The sequence below is a fragment of the Bradyrhizobium sp. GW821-FHT13H06 genome, from assembly GCF_058803975.1.
Genome location: NZ_JBXAPN010000003.1, coordinates 872501 through 890532 on the forward strand (window position 1 = coordinate 872501; position 18032 = coordinate 890532).

At 65.4% G+C, this 18032-nt stretch carries 20 protein-coding genes and 1 tRNA gene; 11 read left to right on the forward strand and 10 right to left on the reverse strand.

What is annotated here, in order from left to right; translation table 11 throughout:
• Nucleotides 1–17: 17 nt before the first annotated feature.
• From AC1RQP_RS16455 to AC1RQP_RS16465, 3 genes are read left to right on the forward strand one after another with little or no spacing between them, the layout of a single operon-like run.
• The gene (locus AC1RQP_RS16455; protein ID WP_239620269.1) at nucleotides 18–656 is read left to right on the forward strand and encodes an RraA family protein; all 639 of its coding nucleotides are present in this window, start codon (nucleotides 18–20) and stop codon (nucleotides 654–656) included.
• Nucleotides 657–683: 27 nt separating this feature from the next.
• Nucleotides 684–1055: a dimethylsulfonioproprionate lyase family protein gene (locus tag AC1RQP_RS16460; protein ID WP_239620271.1), complete on the forward strand. Its 372-nt coding sequence runs from the start codon at nucleotides 684–686 to the stop codon at nucleotides 1053–1055.
• A 47-nt stretch (nucleotides 1056–1102) separates the two neighbouring features.
• A complete protein-coding gene (locus tag AC1RQP_RS16465; RefSeq protein ID WP_492937711.1) occupies nucleotides 1103–2059 on the forward strand; it encodes a tripartite tricarboxylate transporter substrate-binding protein in 957 nt (318 codons plus the stop codon).
• A gap of 69 nt (nucleotides 2060–2128) precedes the next feature.
• Here AC1RQP_RS16465 and AC1RQP_RS16470 read toward each other — a convergent pair whose 3' ends face one another.
• Together AC1RQP_RS16470 and AC1RQP_RS16475 are read right to left on the reverse strand one after the other, a co-directional pair.
• Nucleotides 2129–2422, reverse strand: coding sequence for a GYD domain-containing protein (locus AC1RQP_RS16470; protein WP_239620275.1), 294 nt, complete (start codon nucleotides 2420–2422; stop codon nucleotides 2129–2131).
• A 108-nt stretch (nucleotides 2423–2530) separates the two neighbouring features.
• Complete coding sequence (locus tag AC1RQP_RS16475) at nucleotides 2531–2884, reverse strand: VOC family protein (RefSeq protein WP_239620277.1); 354 nt, start codon at nucleotides 2882–2884, stop codon at nucleotides 2531–2533.
• A 143-nt stretch (nucleotides 2885–3027) separates the two neighbouring features.
• On the opposite strand from AC1RQP_RS16475, the gene AC1RQP_RS16480 reads away from it, so the two are divergent.
• Nucleotides 3028–3104 (forward strand) — tRNA-Arg (locus AC1RQP_RS16480).
• Between the two features lie 26 nt (nucleotides 3105–3130).
• Here the strand turns inward: AC1RQP_RS16480 and AC1RQP_RS16485 are convergent.
• Nucleotides 3131–4114 carry a GlxA family transcriptional regulator gene (locus tag AC1RQP_RS16485; RefSeq protein ID WP_239620279.1) on the reverse strand — a complete coding sequence of 328 codons (984 nt, stop codon included), beginning with the start codon at nucleotides 4112–4114 and terminating at the stop codon, nucleotides 3131–3133.
• A gap of 105 nt (nucleotides 4115–4219) precedes the next feature.
• Between AC1RQP_RS16485 and AC1RQP_RS16490 the strand changes: the two genes are divergently transcribed.
• From AC1RQP_RS16490 to AC1RQP_RS16500, 3 genes are all read left to right on the forward strand, one after another.
• Entirely contained in the window at nucleotides 4220–4861 is a 642-nt protein-coding gene (locus AC1RQP_RS16490) for an HD domain-containing protein (RefSeq protein ID WP_492937712.1), read from the forward strand.
• A 68-nt stretch (nucleotides 4862–4929) separates the two neighbouring features.
• The gene (locus tag AC1RQP_RS16495) at nucleotides 4930–6390 is read left to right on the forward strand and encodes a catalase (RefSeq protein WP_492937713.1); all 1461 of its coding nucleotides are present in this window, start codon (nucleotides 4930–4932) and stop codon (nucleotides 6388–6390) included.
• 197 nt (nucleotides 6391–6587) lie between these two features.
• A complete protein-coding gene (locus tag AC1RQP_RS16500) occupies nucleotides 6588–7727 on the forward strand; it encodes an amidohydrolase/deacetylase family metallohydrolase (protein WP_492937714.1) in 1140 nt (379 codons plus the stop codon).
• 36 nt (nucleotides 7728–7763) lie between these two features.
• Here the strand turns inward: AC1RQP_RS16500 and AC1RQP_RS16505 are convergent, their stop codons facing one another.
• Nucleotides 7764–8489, reverse strand: coding sequence for an alpha/beta fold hydrolase (locus AC1RQP_RS16505; protein WP_492937715.1), 726 nt, complete (start codon nucleotides 8487–8489; stop codon nucleotides 7764–7766).
• Between the two features lie 125 nt (nucleotides 8490–8614).
• Between AC1RQP_RS16505 and AC1RQP_RS16510 the strand changes: the two genes are divergently transcribed.
• Nucleotides 8615–9595 carry a helix-turn-helix domain-containing protein gene (locus tag AC1RQP_RS16510; protein WP_492937716.1) on the forward strand — a complete coding sequence of 327 codons (981 nt, stop codon included), beginning with the start codon at nucleotides 8615–8617 and terminating at the stop codon, nucleotides 9593–9595.
• Between the two features lie 16 nt (nucleotides 9596–9611).
• Here the strand turns inward: AC1RQP_RS16510 and AC1RQP_RS16515 are convergent, their stop codons facing one another.
• The 5 genes from AC1RQP_RS16515 to AC1RQP_RS16535 are packed head-to-tail and all read right to left on the reverse strand — an operon-like array spanning nucleotide 9612 to nucleotide 13670.
• Entirely contained in the window at nucleotides 9612–10757 is a 1146-nt protein-coding gene (locus tag AC1RQP_RS16515; protein ID WP_492937717.1) for an acyl-CoA dehydrogenase family protein, read from the reverse strand.
• Between the two features lie 13 nt (nucleotides 10758–10770).
• Entirely contained in the window at nucleotides 10771–11598 is an 828-nt protein-coding gene (locus AC1RQP_RS16520; RefSeq protein ID WP_492937718.1) for an SDR family NAD(P)-dependent oxidoreductase, read from the reverse strand.
• Nucleotides 11599–11618: 20 nt separating this feature from the next.
• On the reverse strand, nucleotides 11619–12026 hold the full coding sequence (locus AC1RQP_RS16525; RefSeq protein ID WP_492937719.1) for a MaoC family dehydratase: 408 nt from the start codon (nucleotides 12024–12026) through the stop codon (nucleotides 11619–11621).
• Entirely contained in the window at nucleotides 12026–12481 is a 456-nt protein-coding gene (locus tag AC1RQP_RS16530) for a MaoC family dehydratase N-terminal domain-containing protein (protein WP_492937720.1), read from the reverse strand. Before AC1RQP_RS16530 ends, AC1RQP_RS16525 begins: the two co-directional genes overlap by 1 nt.
• Before the next feature lie 7 nt (nucleotides 12482–12488).
• Nucleotides 12489–13670, reverse strand: a complete 1182-nt coding sequence (locus AC1RQP_RS16535) for a lipid-transfer protein (protein WP_492937721.1) — start codon at nucleotides 13668–13670, stop codon at nucleotides 12489–12491.
• Between the two features lie 88 nt (nucleotides 13671–13758).
• On the opposite strand from AC1RQP_RS16535, the gene AC1RQP_RS16540 reads away from it, so the two are divergent.
• The 3 genes from AC1RQP_RS16540 (at nucleotide 13759) to AC1RQP_RS16550 (ending at nucleotide 16845) form a co-directional block, all read left to right on the forward strand.
• Nucleotides 13759–14496, forward strand: coding sequence for a TetR/AcrR family transcriptional regulator (locus AC1RQP_RS16540; RefSeq protein ID WP_492937722.1), 738 nt, complete (start codon nucleotides 13759–13761; stop codon nucleotides 14494–14496).
• A complete protein-coding gene (locus AC1RQP_RS16545; RefSeq protein ID WP_492937723.1) occupies nucleotides 14493–16049 on the forward strand; it encodes a long-chain-fatty-acid--CoA ligase in 1557 nt (518 codons plus the stop codon). The genes AC1RQP_RS16540 and AC1RQP_RS16545 overlap by 4 nt, the downstream gene beginning before the upstream one ends.
• A 115-nt stretch (nucleotides 16050–16164) precedes the next feature.
• Nucleotides 16165–16845, forward strand: coding sequence for an alpha/beta hydrolase family protein (locus AC1RQP_RS16550; protein ID WP_492937724.1), 681 nt, complete (start codon nucleotides 16165–16167; stop codon nucleotides 16843–16845).
• 127 nt (nucleotides 16846–16972) lie between these two features.
• Here the strand turns inward: AC1RQP_RS16550 and AC1RQP_RS16555 are convergent, their stop codons facing one another.
• On the reverse strand, nucleotides 16973–17947 hold the full coding sequence (locus tag AC1RQP_RS16555) for a ketopantoate reductase family protein (RefSeq protein ID WP_492937725.1): 975 nt from the start codon (nucleotides 17945–17947) through the stop codon (nucleotides 16973–16975).
• Between the last annotated feature and the right edge of the window lie 85 nt (nucleotides 17948–18032).

The following is an 18032-nucleotide window of genomic DNA, read 5'->3' on the forward strand; positions in this document are numbered from 1 at the left end:
AACACGGAAGGACTGACATGACGATCACCATTGCAGCGAGCAGCGTGCCGAAACCGCCGGCCGATATCATCGAAGGTTTCAGGGACGCGCCGACCTCGGTGATCTCTGACAATCTCGCCCGGCTGCCGGGCGCGGTGGGGCTGAGGCCGTATCATCGCGGCGGCAAGCTGGTGGGAACGGCCTTCACCGTGCGCACCCGTCCCGGCGACAATCTCGCCATCCATCGCGCGCTCGACCTGGTCGGCCCGGGGGACGTCATCGTGGTCGACGGCGGCGGCGACGAGACGCGGGCGCTGGTCGGCGAGATCATGAAGAACATCGCGCAGTGGCGCAAAGCGGAAGGCTACGTCATCGACGGCGCGATCCGCGACGTCGCGGCTTTCGCGGCCGACGACTTTCCCTGCTACGCCCGCGCGGTGATCCATCGCGGTCCCTACAAGAACGGGCCCGGCGAAATCAACGTGCCGGTCACCATCGGCGGCAGCGTGATCTCGCCCGGCGACATCGTGGTCGGCGACGAGGACGGCGTGGTGTCGTTCCCCGCCGCCGGTGCCGCTGCGCTGCTGGACGCGGTGCGCGCCCAGGTCGCGCGCGAGGAGGAGACGCTGAAGGCGATCCGCGAGGGCCGCTACCAGGGATCTTATGGCAAAGCCTGATCAGATACGCGTGAAGGGGAGGATGGCGTGAGCCAGAAGGACGAATTCCACAACATCGACGATGCCAGCGACGGGCTGTTCCGCGAGCTCGCAGCCGGGGTGACCACGCGCATCTTCTCCGGCGAGCAGGCGATGCTCTCGGTGGTGACGCTGGCGCCGCATGCGCAGGGTACGCTGCATCACCATCCCGAGGAGCAATGGGGCGTGCTGCTCGACGGCTCGGCCATCCGCGTCCAGGGCGATGAGGAGATCCCGGTGAAGAAGGGCGACTTCTGGCGCACGCCCGGCAACGTGCCGCACACCATGCGGGCCGGCCCCGACGGCGCCCGGGTGCTGGACATCTTCAGTCCGCCTCGGCCAGAATACAGAAAACCAGGGTCGGGTTTCGGAACGACCTGAAGCGCCAAAGAGCAAAAGCCGGGCGCGGAGACACAAGGGAGGGGACGATGACGATCACAAGACGGGCGCTGCTGACAGCGCCCGCTATTCTCGCAATCGCGCCAGCGGAGGCGCAGGCCGGCAAGATTACACTGGTGGTGCCGTTCCCGCCGGGTGGCTCGACCGACGCGATGGCGCGGCTGTTGCAGGCCAATCTACAGACAAAACTCAATCGCATCGTCGTGGTCGAGAACAAATCGGGCGCGGCCGGCGCGCTCGGCGCGGCGCAGGTCGCCAAGAGCCCGGCGGACGGCTCGACCTTCCTGGTGACGTTCGATTCCCACGCGGTGATCCCGGCCATCCTCGACAAGCCACCGGTCGATGTCGAGCGCGAGTTGATGCCGGTGCTGCTGATCGGCACCGCGCCTTACGTGATCGCCGCAGGTGCCGGCCGTCCCTACAAGAGCTTTGCCGACGTGGTCGCGGCCTGCAAGGCGACGCCCGGCGCGGTGAAATATGCCTCTGTCGGCATCGGCACGCTCGGCCATCTCGCCATGACCGTGCTCGGCAGCAAGGCCGGGGTCGAGATCATGCACGTGCCTTATCGCGGCGGTGGCCCCGCGATGAACGACGTGCTCGGCGGCCATGTCGACCTGATCGCGGGATCGGCCGCGCTGGTCGCCGCCCAGCTCGGCACCAACATGCTGCGCCCGATCCTGCAGCTCGGCCGCGAGCGGCTGCCGGCGCTGCCGGACACGCAGACCGCGATCGAGGCCGGCTTCCCCGATTTCGAGACGCTGGCCTGGTGGGGCATCTTCGCCCCCGCAGGCACGCCGCCCGATATCGTCTCGGCCATGGCGACGGCGTCCAGGGAGATACTGAGCGAGCCCGCGACCGCCGCCCAGCTCAAGGACACCCAGCACATGACGCTGCTGCTCCAGGACGGCGCTGCCTTCAAATCCTTCTTCGACAAGCAGGTCGCCTATTGGGGCAAGGTGGTGAAGGACAACAATATCAGGGCATGAGAGGCCTCTGCCCGGGATTGCCATCCCGGGTCCGGTGGCAGGTCCGGTGCGCTCGCGCGGGCCTGAGCGTCAGAGCATCTTGCCAACGATCTTTGTCATATCCGCTGCCGAAAACGCGCGCAGCGTTTCGGTGCGGACGTTGCCGAGAGCGCTGAGACTAAGGCTGAGCGACATCGCGGCAGCCTCATCTGGAGCCTCGAGAACGGTCACAACGTCGTATCGTCCCTGCGTCCAGACGATCTCTTTCACAGTCACGCCGAACGTTTTGGCCATCTCCTTGAAGGCGTCGGCCCGCTTCGGCGAGTCCTTGACGTTGCGGGCTCCCTGATCCGTGAAGTTTCCCAGCACAACATAGGTTACCATGGTCGTCCTCCCTGGTTAGAACCTGAGGAAACCGCGCCGAGCTTGCCACAGCGGCCGAGACAGCGCTACTTGCACGTTGGGGAACGTCAGCGACTGCGACTTATTCGGTCAGGACAACGGCCGCGCGAAACTGAGCTCATGGCCGTCCGGGTCGGTGAGATGGAAGTAGCGCTCGCCCCATTCGGCATCGCGCGGCGTGGTCGACGGCTGCCATCCCGCAGCGCGCGCCTGCTGATAGGTCGCGTCCACGTCGGCGACATGGAAGATGACGCGGCCCCACCAGGACCAGCACCTGTCGTCCGGCTGCGCCGTCAGGTTGAGATAGCCGCTGCCGGCGCGAAAGCTCGTGAATGCCGCGGCCTCGCCGCCATAGAGAAGCTCGAATCCGAGCGAGCGGTAGAAATGCACGGCGCGCGCCATGTCATGGGTGCCGAGCGTGATGGCGCTGATGCTCTCGATCATGGTGGGCTGCTCCGCCGAGAGGGGCCTGGAAGCGATTGTATAGCCGCCCTGTTCAGGTTGACGATGGCTTGGCCCGCCTGACGGCTGGCGAACCGCATTTTGCTCTGCTATGACGGGATCGAACCCGTACCCACGGGTTCCGCGGTCCCGTAGCTCAGCCGGATAGAGCGGCGGTTTCCTAAACCGTAGGTCGGATGTTCGAGTCATCCCGGGATCGCCATTTTCATCTTCCTCCCGTATCGCGTATCAGGCCGAGATCCGCGCAAAGCGCTTGCGATATTCGGCGGGCGTCACGCCGACATGGCGGGCGAACGCGCGGCGCAGCGTGTCCGCGTCGGCAAAGCCGCAATGCAGGGCCACCTGCTTGGGCGCTTCGTTTCCGAGTTCCAGCAGGCGCCTCGCCGCGTTGACGCGGGCCTCCTCGACCCAGGTTGCGGGGGTGATTCCGACTTCGGCACGGAATAGCCGCGCAAAGTGACGCGGGCTGATGTCCATGCGCGTCGCGAGGCTCGCAACGCTGTGGTCCAGTCCAGGATTGGCGGCGACCCAGCGCTGCAGTTCCTGCAGCGCGGCACGGCCGGCGGGGACGGTCTCGCCCTTGCGGCTGAACTGCATTTGTCCACCCGGGCGCTTGAAGAACATGACGAGCTGGCTCGCAACCTTCATCGCCGTCTCGCGCCCGAGATCCTCCTCGACGAGGGCGAGCGCGAGATCGAGCCCCGCAGTGACACCGGCAGCCGTGCGAAGCTTGCCGTCGGTGACGTAGATCGCGTCCCTGTCCACGGTGACTGAAGGGTATTTTTCGGCAAGTCGGTCGGCGACTGCCCAGTGTGTCGTGACTCGTCTGCCGTCGAGGAGGCCCGCCGCTGCAAGGAAGAAGGCGCCGCTGCAAACCGATCCGAAGCGCCGGGTCCTGGTCGCCCGCCGGCGGAGCCAATCGGTCATCACGCCGCCTGCCGGCACGTCGGCGGCGTGCGGGCATCCCGCGATCAGCAACGTGTCGATGCTCTCCTGGAAACCGCGATCGATGATCCGGTCCGGCATCAGTCGCACGCCTGAAGAGCTGTGGATCGGGCCGGGCTCCGCCCCAGCCACCAAAAGCACATAGGCCTGATGGCCGGCCTGCACGTTGGCCTCGGCGAAAACGTCGAGCGGCCCCGCCACGTCGAGAAGCTGCACCCCGGGCAACGCCACGATCACAACTGTCCTCGGTTTCGGCTTCCCGCTCATGTCCGCCTCGGTCGGTATTTGTCCGCTTTAGACGTATTACGTCAATTGAAGACAGAATAGCGCGGATTTAGCTTGCGGGCGACCAGAGATTTTCAGGAGACCCTCATGCCACAGATTGTCAAAGCCGCCGCCATTCCCGACAGCAAGCTTGCGCGCGCCGTCACCGACTACATCCGTGACACCGAGACGGACCTGCTCTTCAATCATTCCAGCCGCGTCTATCATTTCGGCGCGCTGGCCGGCATTCGCCGCGCGCTGAAATTCGACCGCGAGCTGCTCTACGCAGGTGCGATGTTTCACGACATCGGCCTGATGCCGGGCCATGGCAGCAAGCACGAACGATTCGAAGTGGACGGCGCGCACGCCGCTCGTGACTTCCTGCGCAGCCATGGCATCTCCGAAGCCGACGCCTACACGGTCTGGACCGCGATCGCGTTGCACACGACGCCGGGCGTGCCGCAGTATATGCATCCCGTCGTCGCTCTGGTGACCGCCGGCGTCGAGATGGACGTTCTCGGCCTCACCTACGAGGATTATTCCGACGAGGAACGCGAGGCGGTGGTGCAGGCGTTTCCGCGAACGCCGCACTTCAAGGAAGACATCATCCAGGCGTTCTACGACGGCATCAAGCACAGGCCGGATACCACCTTCGGCAACGTCAAGGCCGACGTCATCGCCGACAAGGAGCCGCATTTCCATCGCGGCAACTTCTGCAGCGTCATCCGCGGCTCGCGTTGGCACGGCTGAGCCGCCGCCCGGCGCTGCCGCGCGGCCTTACCGCCTCTTTCTCCAAATCACCGATCGGGAATCATCACATGAGCGACAAGCCACCCTATCTCACGCACGCGACCGGCGCTCCCGTCAGCGACAACCTGAACATCATGACCGCGGGCCGTCGTGGCCCCGCTCTTCTCCAGGACATCTGGCTGATCGAGAAGCTGGCTCATTTCGACCGCGAAGTGATCCCCGAGCGGCGGATGCATGCCAAGGGATCGGGTGCCTTCGGCAGCTTCACCGTAACCCATGACATCACCCGCTATACCAAGGCGAAGATCTTCTCGCAGATCGGAAAGCAGACGCCGATGTTTGCACGCTTCTCGACCGTCGCCGGTGAACGCGGCGCGGCCGACGCCGAGCGCGACATCCGCGGCTTTGCGCTCAAGTTCTACACCGAGGAAGGCAACTGGGACATGGTGGGCAACAACACCCCCGTGTTCTTCTTCCGCGATCCCCTGCGTTTCCCCGACCTCAATCACGCGATCAAGCGCGACCCGCGGACGGGGATGCGCAGCGCCGACAACAATTGGGATTTCTGGACGCTGCTGCCGGAGGCGCTGCATCAGGTCACCATCGTCATGAGCGAGCGCGGCATTCCCAGGAGCTATCGTCACATGCACGGGTTCGGCAGCCATACCTACAGTTTCCTCAACGCTGCCAATGAACGGACTTGGGTGAAGTTTCACTTCCGCACGCAGCAGGGCATCGAGAACCTGACGGACGCCGAGGCCGAGGCGCTCGTCGGCAAGGACCGCGAGTCTCATCAGCGCGATTTGTTCGGGAGCATCGAGCGCGGTGAATTTCCGCGCTGGACTCTGTTCGTGCAGGTCATGACCGATGACCAAGCCAAAGCGTTTCCGTTCAACCCGTTCGATCTGACCAAGGTCTGGCCCAAGGCGGATTTTCCGTTGATCGAGGTCGGATATTTCGAGTTGAACCGGAATCCGGAAAACGTCTTCGCCGAGGTCGAGCAGGCCTCCTTCTCGCCGGCCCATGTCGTGCCCGGCATCGGCTTCTCGCCCGACAAGATGCTGCAGGCTCGTCTGTTCTCATATGGAGACGCGGCGCGCTATCGCCTCGGCGTCAACCATCACCTTATTCCAGTCAATGCCCCAAAATGTCCGTATCACAGCTACCATCGCGACGGCGCAATGCGGACGGACGGCAATCTGGGGAGAACGCCGACCTATTTCCCCAACAGTCACGGCGAGTGGACCGATCAGCCCGATCTCAACGAGCCGCCGCTGGAGATCGACGGCGCCGCCGCCCACTGGGATCATCGTATCGACGACGACCACTATCAGCAGCCCGGAGACCTGTTCCGCAAGATGAACGCGGCGCAGCGGCAGGTCCTGTTCGACAATACGGCCCGCGCCGTCGGCAGTGCAGCCGTCCACATCCAGGAGCGCCACATCGCGAACTGCACGAAAGCCGATCCGGCCTATGGCGCCGGTGTCCGCAAAGCGCTGATGCGTCTTGCCATGGTTCGCTCTGAATAGGTGCATCGACAGCATCCCCGGAGGAGACGGAATTTGCGTCAAAGGCCGGGGCGCGGCTCTTACGGGGGCTGCTGATTTGTCATGGGTCCTTCGTCTCGGTTTGCCAGGGACTCCGGCGCAAAAATTGCTAGAAGTGTGGGGATTCCTTCCCTTCGGTCGACCAGTCGGCCGCCTCACAGCTAGATCCGGAGACCATGATGCCTTTCGACTTGATCCTGCGCGGGGGGCGGGTGATCGACCCATCCCAGAAGCTCGATGCCGTGACCGATGTCGCCTTTGCCGGCGGCAAGGTCGCTGCGATCGGCAGCGGGCTCAAGGCCGACCCTGCCACGCAGGTGCGTGACGTCTCGCAGTTCATCGTGACGCCGGGGCTGATCGATCTGCACACCCATGTCTATTGGGGCGGCACCTCGCTCGGCATCGATGCCGAGGAATTCTGCCGTCTCTCCGGCGTCACCACGGCGGTCGACACCGGCAGCGCAGGTCCCGGCAATTTCGCCGGCTTCCGCAAGCATGTCATCGAGCCGAGCCAGGTTCGCATCCTCGCTTACCTGCACGTCTCGCATGCCGGCATCTTCGGCTTCTCGCACCGGATCATGGTCGGCGAGAGCGAGGAGCTGCGGCTGATGAATCCGATCGAGGCGGCCAAGGTGGCCGATGCCAACCGCGATCTCATCGTCGGCATCAAGGTGCGCGTGGGCTTGCACTCCTCGGGCACATCGGGCGCCGTCCCGCTCGACATCGCGCTGGAGGTTGCCAGCGAGGTCGGCATGCCCCTGATGGCGCATATCGACCACCCGCCGCCGAGCTATGAGGAGGTGCTGGCCCGCCTGCGGCCCGGCGACGTTCTCACCCATGCGTTCAGGCCCTTCCCCAACACGCCGGCGACCGCGCAAGGTACGGTGAAGAAAGCGGTGCTGGATGCGCGCGAGCGCGGCGTGCTGTTCGACATCGGCCACGGCAAGGGCTCGTTCGCCTTCAAGACCGCGCGCGCCATGCTCGCCAACGGCTTCTATCCCGACACCATCTCCTCCGACATCCATCAGCTCTGCATCGACGGCCCGGCCTACGACCAGGTCACGACCATGTCGAAGTTCCTGTGCATGGGCATGGAGCTGCCGGACGTGATCGCGGCCTCGACGGTGAACGCGGCGATGGCGCTGCGGCGCCCCGAGCTCGGCAGCCTCAAGCCGGGCAGCGTCGGCGACGCCACGCTGATCTCGGTCAGGCAGGGCCAGTTCGATTATGAGGACGTCGTCGGCGAGCACCTGATCGGTGACCGCAAGATCGTCTCCGAGGGAGTCGTCATCGGCGGCCGCTGGTGGCATCCGAATTGAACGGCCCACGATCGAGAGCGTGCGCAGGGCGCGCTTTCAATCGCGTCCCGCCTCCATGATGGCCCTGGCGAGCCGTGCCGGATCGGAGAAGCACAGCTCGTGGCTTCCCGGCACCTGCACCAGGCGGAACAGGCCGAGCTTCTCCGACAGACGCGGATGCCAGCCGTAGCTGTGCGGCAGCGCGGTGTCTTCGGTGCAGTTGATATAGGATTTGGCCAGCTGCATCTCCGCCGGATTGGTCTTGAGCGCGATCCTGTCGGTGAAGGTCGCCAGCGGATGCGGATTGAGGACGTCGTAGGCGCGCTGCGCCAGTGCGACATCTGCATCGTTGATGAAGGCTTCGCGCCAGACCGGGAAGGGCAAGACCACCGAGCCGTCGCCTCGCTCGGCCGCGATCGCGTCGAACAGTCCGATATAGTGTGGCGGCACCATGTCGTTGAGGCATTCGCCATCGTTGGGCACGAAGGCATTCCAGTACACCAGGCGACGGATTCGATCGGGCGCGAGATCGGCGACGCCGGTGATGATCATGCCGCCATAGGAATGGCCGAGCAGGATGACGTCCTTGAGATTGTTCTCGGCGAGATAGTCGGCGATCGACTGGATCGCCTCCTTCAGTCCGGTCGTCTTGGCATCGCCCGGGCGGTTGCCCTTGATCGTCGGCGTATAGACCTGATGGCCAGCGGCGCGGATCGGGGCCGCGACGGGCTCGAACTCGGCACCGGTGTGCCAGGCGCCGTGGACGAGAACGTAGGTCGACATGTTGTGGCTCCTCCCAAGGGTGTGGTTAGATCGAGGCTGCGCGGCCCTGCCGTACGTCGATTGTGGACCGGCGGCTGGTTTGCCGCTTGGCTGGGAGTGAACCGGATTGGTCTCGGAGTGAACCGATGCAGCAGATCGAGCGCGCCATTCCGTCACGTCAATCGGCCTGGAATACTGCGGGCGTGCGGCCGACCGAGCAATTCGCCTATTATCGCGAGGCGATCTGCCAGGCCTTCATGAATCTGACGCCGGAGCCGGCGGCCGCAGCCGGCTTTGCTGCCAGCGTTGATCACGTCCGCCTCGGCGATGCCGCGATCAACCGCGTCAGCTTTCCCGAGCACGTGGTGCGGCGCTCTGCGGCCGACATCGCGACATCGGACCGCAGCTGTTTCTACCTCAACCTGAAGCTGGCGGGCCGCTGTCGCATCCAGCAAGGGGATCGCGAGATCAGCCTTTCGTCGGGACAGGTCGGCATCTTCGACAGCGATCGGCAGTTCGCGCTTCTGCACGACCGCGGACCACAGTTGAGCGTTGCCTCGTTCTGGGTGCCGGCAGAAGCCTTGCGCGAGCGCCTGCCGGCCTCCTTCGACGTCGGAGCAGCGCGCGTCTCCGACGATCCCTTCGTCGGCCATCTCATCGTCGAGACCGCGCGCACGCTCAGCGAGGGGGCGCTGCGCATGAGCGAAGACGAGGGCGTGCGGCTATTCCGGGTTCTGATCGAACTGGTCGCCGTGAGCCTGTCGCGGCGCAGCCGGGCAGGCGCTGCGGAGTCCGAGAGTCTTGCCGATGCAACCACGCTGGCGCTGAAGCGAGCCATCCACCGGCGGCTCCGCGAGCCCGGCCTCGCGGTTGCCGATGTCGCCGAGGCCGTCGGCATCAGCGAGCGCTATGTGCACAAGCTGCTGGCGCGATCGGGCTCCAGCTTCACCGACTATGTCATCGACCACCGGCTCGACGGCGCGGCCAGGGATATCGGGGATCCCGCAATGGCGGACCGTGCGATCGGCGCCATCGCGTTCGACTGGGGCTTTTCGGACCTCTCCCACTTCACGCGGCGCTTCAAGCAGCGCTTCGGCTGCCGGCCGCGCGACTGGCGTGCGCGATGATCTACAGCGACTTGATCTATAAGGATCTGGCGATCAGCAGCTTCATGATCTCGTTGGTACCGCCATAGATCTTCTGGATGCGCGAATCGATGAAGATGCGCGAGATCGGGTATTCCTGCATGTAGCCGTAGCCGCCGAACAGCTGCAGGCATTCGTCAGCGGTCTCGACCTGCTTCTCCGAGCACCAGTATTTCGCCATCGACGCCGTGACCGTGTCGAGATCCCCGGCGATCAGGCGCTCGATGCACCAGTCGACGAAGACGCGTGCGATCATCGCTTCCGTCTTGCGCTCGGCGAGCGTGAAGGCGGTGTTCTGGAAGTCCATCAGCGGCTTGCCGAACGCCTTCCGCTCCTTGGTGTAATCGGTGGTGAGCTTGACCGCGCGCTCCATCGAAGCGACGGCGCCGACCGCGAGCGCGAGGCGCTCCTGCGGCAATTGCTGCATCAGCTGAGCAAAGCCCTGGCCCTCTTCCTTGCCGAGCAGGTTTTCCGGCGGCACCGTGACGTTGTCGAAGAACAGTTCCGACGTATCGGACGCATGCAGGCCGATCTTGTCGAGGTTGCGCCCGCGCTTGTAGCCGTCGGCACCCGCGGTCTCGACCACGATCAGCGAAATGCCCTTGGCGCCAGCTTCGCCGGTGCGCGCGACCACGATAACGAGATCGGCGGCCTGGCCGTTGGTGATGAACGTCTTCTGGCCATTGATGACGTAGGAATTGCCCTGCTTCTTCGCCGTGGTCTTGACGGCCTGGAGGTCCGAGCCGGTGCCGGGCTCGGTCATGGCAATGGCGCCGACCATCTCGCCGGAGGCCATCTTGGGCAGCCAGCGCTTCTTCTGCTCCTCCGAGCCGTAGTTGAGGATGTAATGCGCGACGATGGCGCTGTGCACGGAGACGCCGGTCGTCATCTCCGGCACGGTGCTTTCGAGGTCTTCCAGCACCGCTGCGTCATAGGCGAAGGTGGCACCCAGGCCGCCATATTCCTCCGGCACGCTCGCGAGCAGCGCACCCATCTCGCCGAGCCCGCGCCAGGCGAAGCGGTCGACCATCTTCTGCTCGCGCCATTTCTCGGCATGCGGCGCCAGGTCCTTGGCGAGATATTTCCGGAACTGGTCGCGGAACGTGTCCAGCTCTTCGGTCATCCACGACGATCGGTATTGCATCAGCGCCTCGCTCTCAGACAATCAGGCCGCCGCCGGCGACGACCACCTGGCCGCTGATATAATTGGATTCCGGGCTGCAGAACAGATAGACGGCGTCGGCGGCCTCTTCCGGCGTGCCGCCGCGGCCGAGCGGGATCATGCGCGACATGGCCTCCAGCATGTGCGGCTGCACGCCCACCTTGATGTCGCGGCCGGCGACGTCGATGGTCTTCTGCTGCGCCTCGATCGGCTGGGTCAGACGGGTGTTGATGAGGCCGAAGGCGACGCAATTGACGTTGACCTTGTAGCGGCCCCACTCCTTGCACATGGTCCGGGTCAACCCGATCAGCGAGGCCTTGGCCGAGGAATAGCTCGCCTGTCCGGCATTGCCGTAGAGGCCAGCGATCGAGGAGATGTTCACGACCTTGCGGAACACCTCGCGCCCCTCCTCGGCTTCCTTCCTGGCAAAGACGCGGATCGGCTCGGCGGCCGCGCGCAGGATCCGGAATGGCGCGACGAGATGGACGTCGAGCATGGCCTGAAACTGCTCGTCCGTCATCTTCTGGATGGTGGAGTCCCAGGTGTACCCGGCATTGTTGACGATGATGTCGAGCCCGCCGAACTTGTCCAGCGCGGCGCCGACGAACCGGTCGGGGAAGCCCGCTTCCGAGACGCTGCCGTTCACTGCGGCGGCGTCGCCGCCGAGCGCCTTGATCTCCGCGACCACCGCGTTGCCAGGCTCGGCATCGAGATCATTGACGACCACCCGGGCGCCTTCGTGCGCGAGCTTGAGTGCGATCGCGCGCCCGATGCCGCGGCCCGAGCCGGTGATGAGCGCGACCTTTCCTTGTAACTTTGCCATTTGCATGTGTCCTCCTGCTGTCACAGCGCGACGACGGCGCTGCCTTCGAGCTTGACCTCGCCGCGATCGTCCCTGGTGGTGAGCGCGAGCTTTGCGCGGCGCTCGCCATTCTCCGCGAAGAGCTCGGTCACGGTGCCTTCGCATGTCAGCTTGGCGCCGAGCTGGGTTATCGAGACGAACCGGGTCGCAAAGCTGCGGAGCTTCGACGGCGGCACTACATCCGTGAGCGCCTGTCCGAGATAGGCCATCACCAGCATGCCGTGGGCGAACACATCCGGGAATCCGGCCGTCTTGGCAAAGTCGATATCGACGTGGATCGGATTGTGATCGCCCGATGCGCCGCAATAGAGCGCGAGCGTGTGGCGGGTGATCGGCGGAAAGACCTTGTGGACGATGCGGTCGCCGGCCTTGATGTCTGCGGATGCCATCACGACGTCACCTTGTTGCGGACGACGATGGTGCGCGCGGTATCGGCGACATGCACGCCGTCCTGGTTGGTCACCTCGCATCGGATGCCGATCAGCGTCATCGCACCGCCCTTCTTCTCCGTCACGCTGGTCACGCTCGGCCGAAACGTCAGGGTGTCGCCGACCAGAACCGGCGCGTGATAGACGAAGCTCTGCTCGCCATGCAGCACGCGGCCAAGGTCGATGCCGAGCGCGCTGAACATTTCGAACGGGTCCCCGGCGTCCATCATCTCCAGGCAGAACAAATAGGTCGGCGGCACCGGCGTTCCGGCAAATCCGGCCGCGCGCGCAGCATCTGCGTCGCGGTAGACCGGATTCTGTTCACCCAGCGTATTCAGGAAGTAGCGAAGACGACCCGGCTCCACGCGCGCGGTGACGGGCGTGAAGCAGCGCCCTACGGCGGACTGATCGACCATGGCGATATCAATGGCGCTGGTAGAGCGTGACGACGCAGGCGCCGCCGAGGCCCAGATTGTGCTGGAGCGCGACCTTCGCACCCTCGACCTGCGTGGGTCCCGCCGTGCCGCGCAACTGCCGCGTTAGCTCGTAGCACTGCGCAAGCCCGGTGGCGCCGAGCGGATGTCCCTTCGACAGCAAGCCGCCGGACGGATTGGTCACGATCCGGCCGCCATAGGTGTTGTCGCCGTCATTGATGAACTTACCGGCCTCGCCCTCGCCGCAGAGGCCGAGCGCCTCGTAGGTGATGAGCTCGTTGTGGGCAAAGCAGTCGTGCAGCTCGACGACGTCGAGATCGTCGGGCCCGATGCCCGCGCTTTCATAAACCCGCCTTGCCGCCTCTTTGGCCATGTCGTAGCCGACCAGTTGCATCATGTCGCCGGCCTTGAAGGTCGACGGCGTGTCGGTGGTCATGGCCTGCGCCGCGATGCGCACCTGCTTGCCGATGCCATGCTGGTCCGCAAACCGCTCGGACACCAGTACGGCGGCGGCGCCGCCGCAGGTCGGCGGGCATGCCATCAGGCGCGTCATCACGCCCGGCCAGATCACCTGGTCGTTCATCACGTCGTCGGCCGTGACTTCCTTGCGGAAGAGTGCGAGCGGATTGTTCCTGGCATGACGGCTCGCCTTGGCGCGCACCTTGGCGAAGGCGTCGAGCGGTGTGCCGTATTTCTTCATGTGGCTGAGCCCGGCGCCTCCGAAATAGCGCAGCGCCAGCGGAATGCCGGGGGCGTCGATCAGCTGGTCCGCAGCCGCGTCGAATTCCTCGAACGCGCTCGGGCGATCGGTATAGACGCTGCCGAGCGCGCCGGGCTTCATCTGCTCGAAGCCGACCGCCAGCACGCAGTCGAGCGCGCCGCTCGCGATCATCTGCCGCGCCATGAACAGCGCGGTCGAGCCGGTCGAGCAATTGTTGTTGACGTTGACGATGGGGATGCCGGTCATTCCGACATGGTAGAGCGCGCGCTGCCCGCAGGTGGAATCGCCGTAGACGTAGCCGACATAGGCCTGCTCGACCTTCTCGTAGCCGAGGCCTGCGTCGGCGAGCGCGAGCTCGGCCGCTTCCGTCCCCATCTCGTGATAGGGCGCGCTGGCGCCCGGCTTGGCGAAGGGGATCATGCCGACCCCTGCGACGACCACGTCAGACATGGTTTCCTCCCGATAAATTACCCATTGGACTTTTTCTTACCCATGGGTAACATATCGGTCGATGTCCTCCGGAGTCAACCGATCAAGCATGGATTCAGCGCCGCCCGCTCCGCCCTCATCGCCGCCGCCCTGGCTGCCGTTCGAGAGTCGCCGCCGCGCCCGCGACGAGAAGCGCGAGGCGGTGCTGCGCGCCGCCGTGCAGCTGTTCCTGGAGCAAGGCTATCATCGCGTGACGCTGAACGAGGTCGCCGAACGGCTGAACATCACCAAGCCCGCGCTCTATAATTACTTCCGGGGCAAGGACGAGATCCTGTTCGAATGCTGGTCGATGGGCGCCGAGCTCGTCGACAGCGTCATCACGGAGATCAACGCCGGCGGTGGTTCGGGCCTCGCCAAGCTGCGCAAGCTGGTGCACGCCTATGCCGGGCTGATGGCGACCGACTTCGGCGCGAGCCTGGTGCGTTTCGATCTGCGCGACCTGACCGAGCGGAACGCCGGTGTCGCGCGCGCCGCCAAGAAGCGCATCGACGCCACGTTCCGGAAGTATATCTCCGGAGGCATCGACGACGGCTCGATCAGGCCTTGCGACCCCAAGCTTGCAGCGTTCGCGATCGCCGGCGCGCTCAACTGGATCGGCCATTGGTATCGCCGTGACGGCGGGCTGTCGCCGAGCGAAATCGCCGACGAGTTCACGGTTCGGCTGACGGAAGGCCTGGCGACCGCGGGCCGGCAGCAGATGACAAAGAAGACGCCGAGAGCGCCGCAACGGCGCAACTCAGGGCGCGGGACGACAGGGAAGAAGCGCACAGGAGGAGGAACGCGATGAATATCACGCATGGGCTGCGGCGCGCGCTGCAGATCAATCCGAACGGGCTGGCCACCGTCTATGGCCAGCGGCGGCGCAGCTGGGGCGATCTCGGCGAACGCGTTGCCAGGCTGGCCGGCGGCCTGCGCACGCGCGGTGTCAAGGACGGCGACCGCGTCGCGGTGCTGTCCTTCAACTCGGACCGCTATCTCGAGCTCTATCTGGCGACCGGCTGGGCGGGCGGCGTGATCGTGCCGCTCAACATCCGCTGGAGCGCCCTCGAAAACGAGGATGCGCTGCGCGACTGCCGTGCCTCCGTGCTACTGGTCGACAAGGCCTTTGCGCAGGTCGGCGCGCAGCTCGCCGGCGCCATTCCAGGGCTGAAGCTGATCTATGCCGACGACGGCGAGGTGCCGGCGGGCATGGAGAGCTATGAGGATCTGGTCGCGGGCAGCGCTCCGGTCGCCGATGCCATGCGCAAGGGCGACGATCTCGCCGGCATCTTCTACACCGGCGGCACCACCGGGCGTTCCAAGGGCGTGATGCTCAGCCACCAGAACCTGATGGCCAACGCGCTCAATGCTCTCGGCGAAGGACTGTTTCCGGCGAGCACGACCTATCTGCATGCGGCGCCGATGTTTCACCTCGCCAACGGTGCGGCGATGTATTCGCTGCTGCTCTCCGGCGGCTCAAACGTGATCGTTCAGGGCTTCACGCCCGAAGGCGTGATGGCTGCGATGCAGAACGAGCGCGTGACCGACGTTTTGCTGGTGCCCACGATGATCCAGATGTTCGTCGATCACCCCGCGATCGGAAACTACGACCTGTCGTCGCTCAAGCACATCATCTACGGGGCCTCGCCGATCAGCGAGGCGGTGCTCGACCGCGCCGCGCGCGCATTGCCGCATGTGCGTTTCACCCAGGCCTATGGCATGACCGAACTGTCGCCGATCGCGACCCTGCTGCACGCCGGCGAGCATGTCGGGGAGGGGCGCCGCAAGGGACGTCATCGCGGTGCCGGCCGTGCCACGCTCGGCTGCGAGGTCCGGATCGTCGACGAGAACGACCGGCCGATGCCGGCAGGGTCCGTCGGTGAGATCGCGGTGCGCGGCGACACCGTGATGATGGGCTATTGGGAACGGCCGGAAGAGACCGCGCGCGCCGTCGTCGACGGCTGGATGCACACGGGCGATGGCGGCTACATGGACGAGGACGGGTTCATCTACGTCGTCGACCGCGTGAAGGACATGATCATCTCGGGCGGCGAGAATGTGTACTCGGTCGAGGTCGAAAACGCGCTGGCGCAGCATCCGTCGGTGCTGCAATGCGCGGTCATCGGAATTCCCAATGAGCAATGGGGAGAGCAGGTCCATGCCGTCGTGGTCAGACGCGGCGGCGTGGAGGTTTCGGCGGGCGAGCTGATCGAGTTCACGAAGACGTTGATTGCCGGCTACAAATGTCCGCGCAGCATCGAGATCACGGAGGCACCGCTGCCCCTGTCGGGCGCGGGCAAGGTGCTGAAGCGCGAGCTGCGCAGGCCGTTCTGGGAAGGTCGGGAACGGCGGGTCAGCTGACGGCTTCCGCTCGCGTCGAGGTGCGCACGCCCGCGACGTGCGCGCGAAGTTTCATGTTTTCAGATCGCGGTCGCGCAGGTACCATCGGGCCCGATCCATTCGGGAATAGTGAGTCTTGGTCGAGACGCGCGAGCTCAAGCTCGACATCGAGCGCATCGGGACGGTCTCGGCGATCCTGACGCAGCCGGACCGTGCGCGCGCCTGCTACGTGCTGGCGCACGGCGCTGGCGCGGACATGCGGCATGCCTTCATGGAGAAGGTCGCAGCAGGCCTTGCGAGCCGCGGCATCGCGACGTTCCGCTTCAATTTCCCTTACATGGAGAAGAAGCTGGGGCGTCCCGACCAGCCGGCGGTCGCGCACGCCGCCATCCGCGCGGCGGTCGAGGAAGCGGCGCGGCTCTGTCCTGGATTGAAGCTCGTCGCCGGCGGAAAATCGTTCGGCGGGCGCATGACCTCGCAGGCGCAGTCGAAGTCTCCGCTGCCCGGTGTCAAAGGGCTCGCCTTCCTCGGCTTTCCCCTGCATGCCGACAAGAAGCCGTCCAGCGAGCGCGCCGAGCACCTCGCCGGCATCACGATCCCCATGCTGTTCCTGCAAGGCACGCGCGACGGGCTTGCCGATCTCGGCCATCTCAGGCCCGTGATCAAAACGCTCGGCGGGAGGGCGACGCTACATGAAGTCGAAGGCGGCGATCACTCCTTCGCGGTCCTGAAAAAGTCGGGCCGCAGCAATGACGAGGCGCTGACGGAAGTGCTGGACGTGCTCGCGGCCTGGATCGACGAATCGGTTAGCGCGTGATGACCTGAGCGCGATTGTGTTCAGGCAACAGCAAAGCTCTCTCGTTCCCTCCCCCCTTGCCCGCAAGGGGGGAGGGAACGCATCTCGATCGAGGCGCTAGCGAGGCTCATCCCATCAGGCGTAAAGCTCACGCCGCATAAAGTCCCTTGTCGCGTGCCTTCTGAATCGCCAGCGCGGCGATCAGGTCGAGCGTCGGCGTCGACAGGCCGGCGGTGCGCGCGAAGGCTTGGGGTGCCCTTACCAGCACGTCGATCTCCATGGCGCGGCCAAGCTCGTAATCCTGGAGCAGCGACGGCTTGTGATTGGGGGCAGAGCCGCTTCGGGTCACGCGCTTGACCTCGGGAATGAAGTGCTGGGCGATCTCGTTGGCCTCGCTCAGCATGCGTGGAATCACCTCCGCAAAGGCGGGGTCGTCGCGCACGCCACGCGCGGTCTGGCCGGTGAGGAGGCACAGCACCGACAGCGACATGTTGGTCAGCAGCTTTGACCAGATCGCCTCCCGGATCTCGGCCACCGGCGGCGATTCCAGTCGCGCGTCATTGAAGATACCGCGCAGCCTGGTGATGCGCTCGCAATGGCGGTCGTCGCATTCCCCGATCAAGACGCGATTGCGCTCTGGCGTGAGGTTGTGCACCACGCCCGGCGCGGTCACCTCATTGGAGGAGAAGATCACGCCGCCGATGATGCGCTCCTTCGGGATGCAGGCGCGCAAGCGTCCGCCGGGATCGAGGAAGGAAATGTCCGGCGGCGTCGGGTGCCGCGGCGGCAGGCCGATGCCGTACCACCAGGGAATGCCGTTCTGCGCGAACACGATCGCGGTGTCGTCCCGGAGCAGCGGCTTGATGCTGCCGACCAGCCCCGGAAGCGCGGTGGCCTTCAGCGTCGAGATCACCACGTCCTGTGGGCCGAGCTGGGCCGGGTCGCCGGAGGCGTTCATCCTGGCGCCGACCTCGGAATCGCCGACGCGCAGCTTGAGCCCGCTTGCGCGAGCCGCCTCCAGATGCGCCCCCCGCATCACGCAGCTGACCTCGTGGCCGGCGCGCGCCAGCCGTACCGCAATGTGGCTGCCGACGGCGCCCGCGCCGAAAATGCAGATGCGCATGATGATGTCCCGTCCTGGTCTCTTGCCGCCCGGCGCCAGCATGACACAAGCCGCCATGCGATGGACGCGGCTGCCCCACGCCGGA

Excerpts from the sequence above, each read along its gene's own strand:
- AC1RQP_RS16535 (WP_492937721.1), bottom strand. The coding sequence starts at position 13,670 with ATGTCTGACGTGGTCGTCGCAGGGGTCGGCATGATCCCCTTCGCCAAG.
- AC1RQP_RS16500 (WP_492937714.1), top strand. The coding sequence starts at position 6,588 with ATGCCTTTCGACTTGATCCTGCGCGGGGGGCGGGTGATCGACCCATCC.
- AC1RQP_RS16515 (WP_492937717.1), bottom strand. The coding sequence starts at position 10,757 with ATGCAATACCGATCGTCGTGGATGACCGAAGAGCTGGACACGTTCCGC.
- AC1RQP_RS16465 (WP_492937711.1), top strand. The coding sequence starts at position 1,103 with ATGACGATCACAAGACGGGCGCTGCTGACAGCGCCCGCTATTCTCGCA.
- AC1RQP_RS16485 (WP_239620279.1), bottom strand. The coding sequence starts at position 4,114 with ATGAGCGGGAAGCCGAAACCGAGGACAGTTGTGATCGTGGCGTTGCCC.
- AC1RQP_RS16555 (WP_492937725.1), bottom strand. The coding sequence starts at position 17,947 with ATGCGCATCTGCATTTTCGGCGCGGGCGCCGTCGGCAGCCACATTGCG.
- AC1RQP_RS16505 (WP_492937715.1), bottom strand. The coding sequence starts at position 8,489 with ATGTCGACCTACGTTCTCGTCCACGGCGCCTGGCACACCGGTGCCGAG.
- AC1RQP_RS16525 (WP_492937719.1), bottom strand. The coding sequence starts at position 12,026 with ATGGCATCCGCAGACATCAAGGCCGGCGACCGCATCGTCCACAAGGTC.
- AC1RQP_RS16520 (WP_492937718.1), bottom strand. The coding sequence starts at position 11,598 with ATGGCAAAGTTACAAGGAAAGGTCGCGCTCATCACCGGCTCGGGCCGC.
- AC1RQP_RS16470 (WP_239620275.1), bottom strand. The coding sequence starts at position 2,422 with ATGGTAACCTATGTTGTGCTGGGAAACTTCACGGATCAGGGAGCCCGC.
- AC1RQP_RS16475 (WP_239620277.1), bottom strand. The coding sequence starts at position 2,884 with ATGATCGAGAGCATCAGCGCCATCACGCTCGGCACCCATGACATGGCG.
- AC1RQP_RS16545 (WP_492937723.1), top strand. The coding sequence starts at position 14,493 with ATGAATATCACGCATGGGCTGCGGCGCGCGCTGCAGATCAATCCGAAC.
- AC1RQP_RS16455 (WP_239620269.1), top strand. The coding sequence starts at position 18 with ATGACGATCACCATTGCAGCGAGCAGCGTGCCGAAACCGCCGGCCGAT.
- AC1RQP_RS16510 (WP_492937716.1), top strand. The coding sequence starts at position 8,615 with ATGCAGCAGATCGAGCGCGCCATTCCGTCACGTCAATCGGCCTGGAAT.
- AC1RQP_RS16540 (WP_492937722.1), top strand. The coding sequence starts at position 13,759 with ATGGATTCAGCGCCGCCCGCTCCGCCCTCATCGCCGCCGCCCTGGCTG.
- AC1RQP_RS16490 (WP_492937712.1), top strand. The coding sequence starts at position 4,220 with ATGCCACAGATTGTCAAAGCCGCCGCCATTCCCGACAGCAAGCTTGCG.
- AC1RQP_RS16495 (WP_492937713.1), top strand. The coding sequence starts at position 4,930 with ATGAGCGACAAGCCACCCTATCTCACGCACGCGACCGGCGCTCCCGTC.
- AC1RQP_RS16530 (WP_492937720.1), bottom strand. The coding sequence starts at position 12,481 with ATGGTCGATCAGTCCGCCGTAGGGCGCTGCTTCACGCCCGTCACCGCG.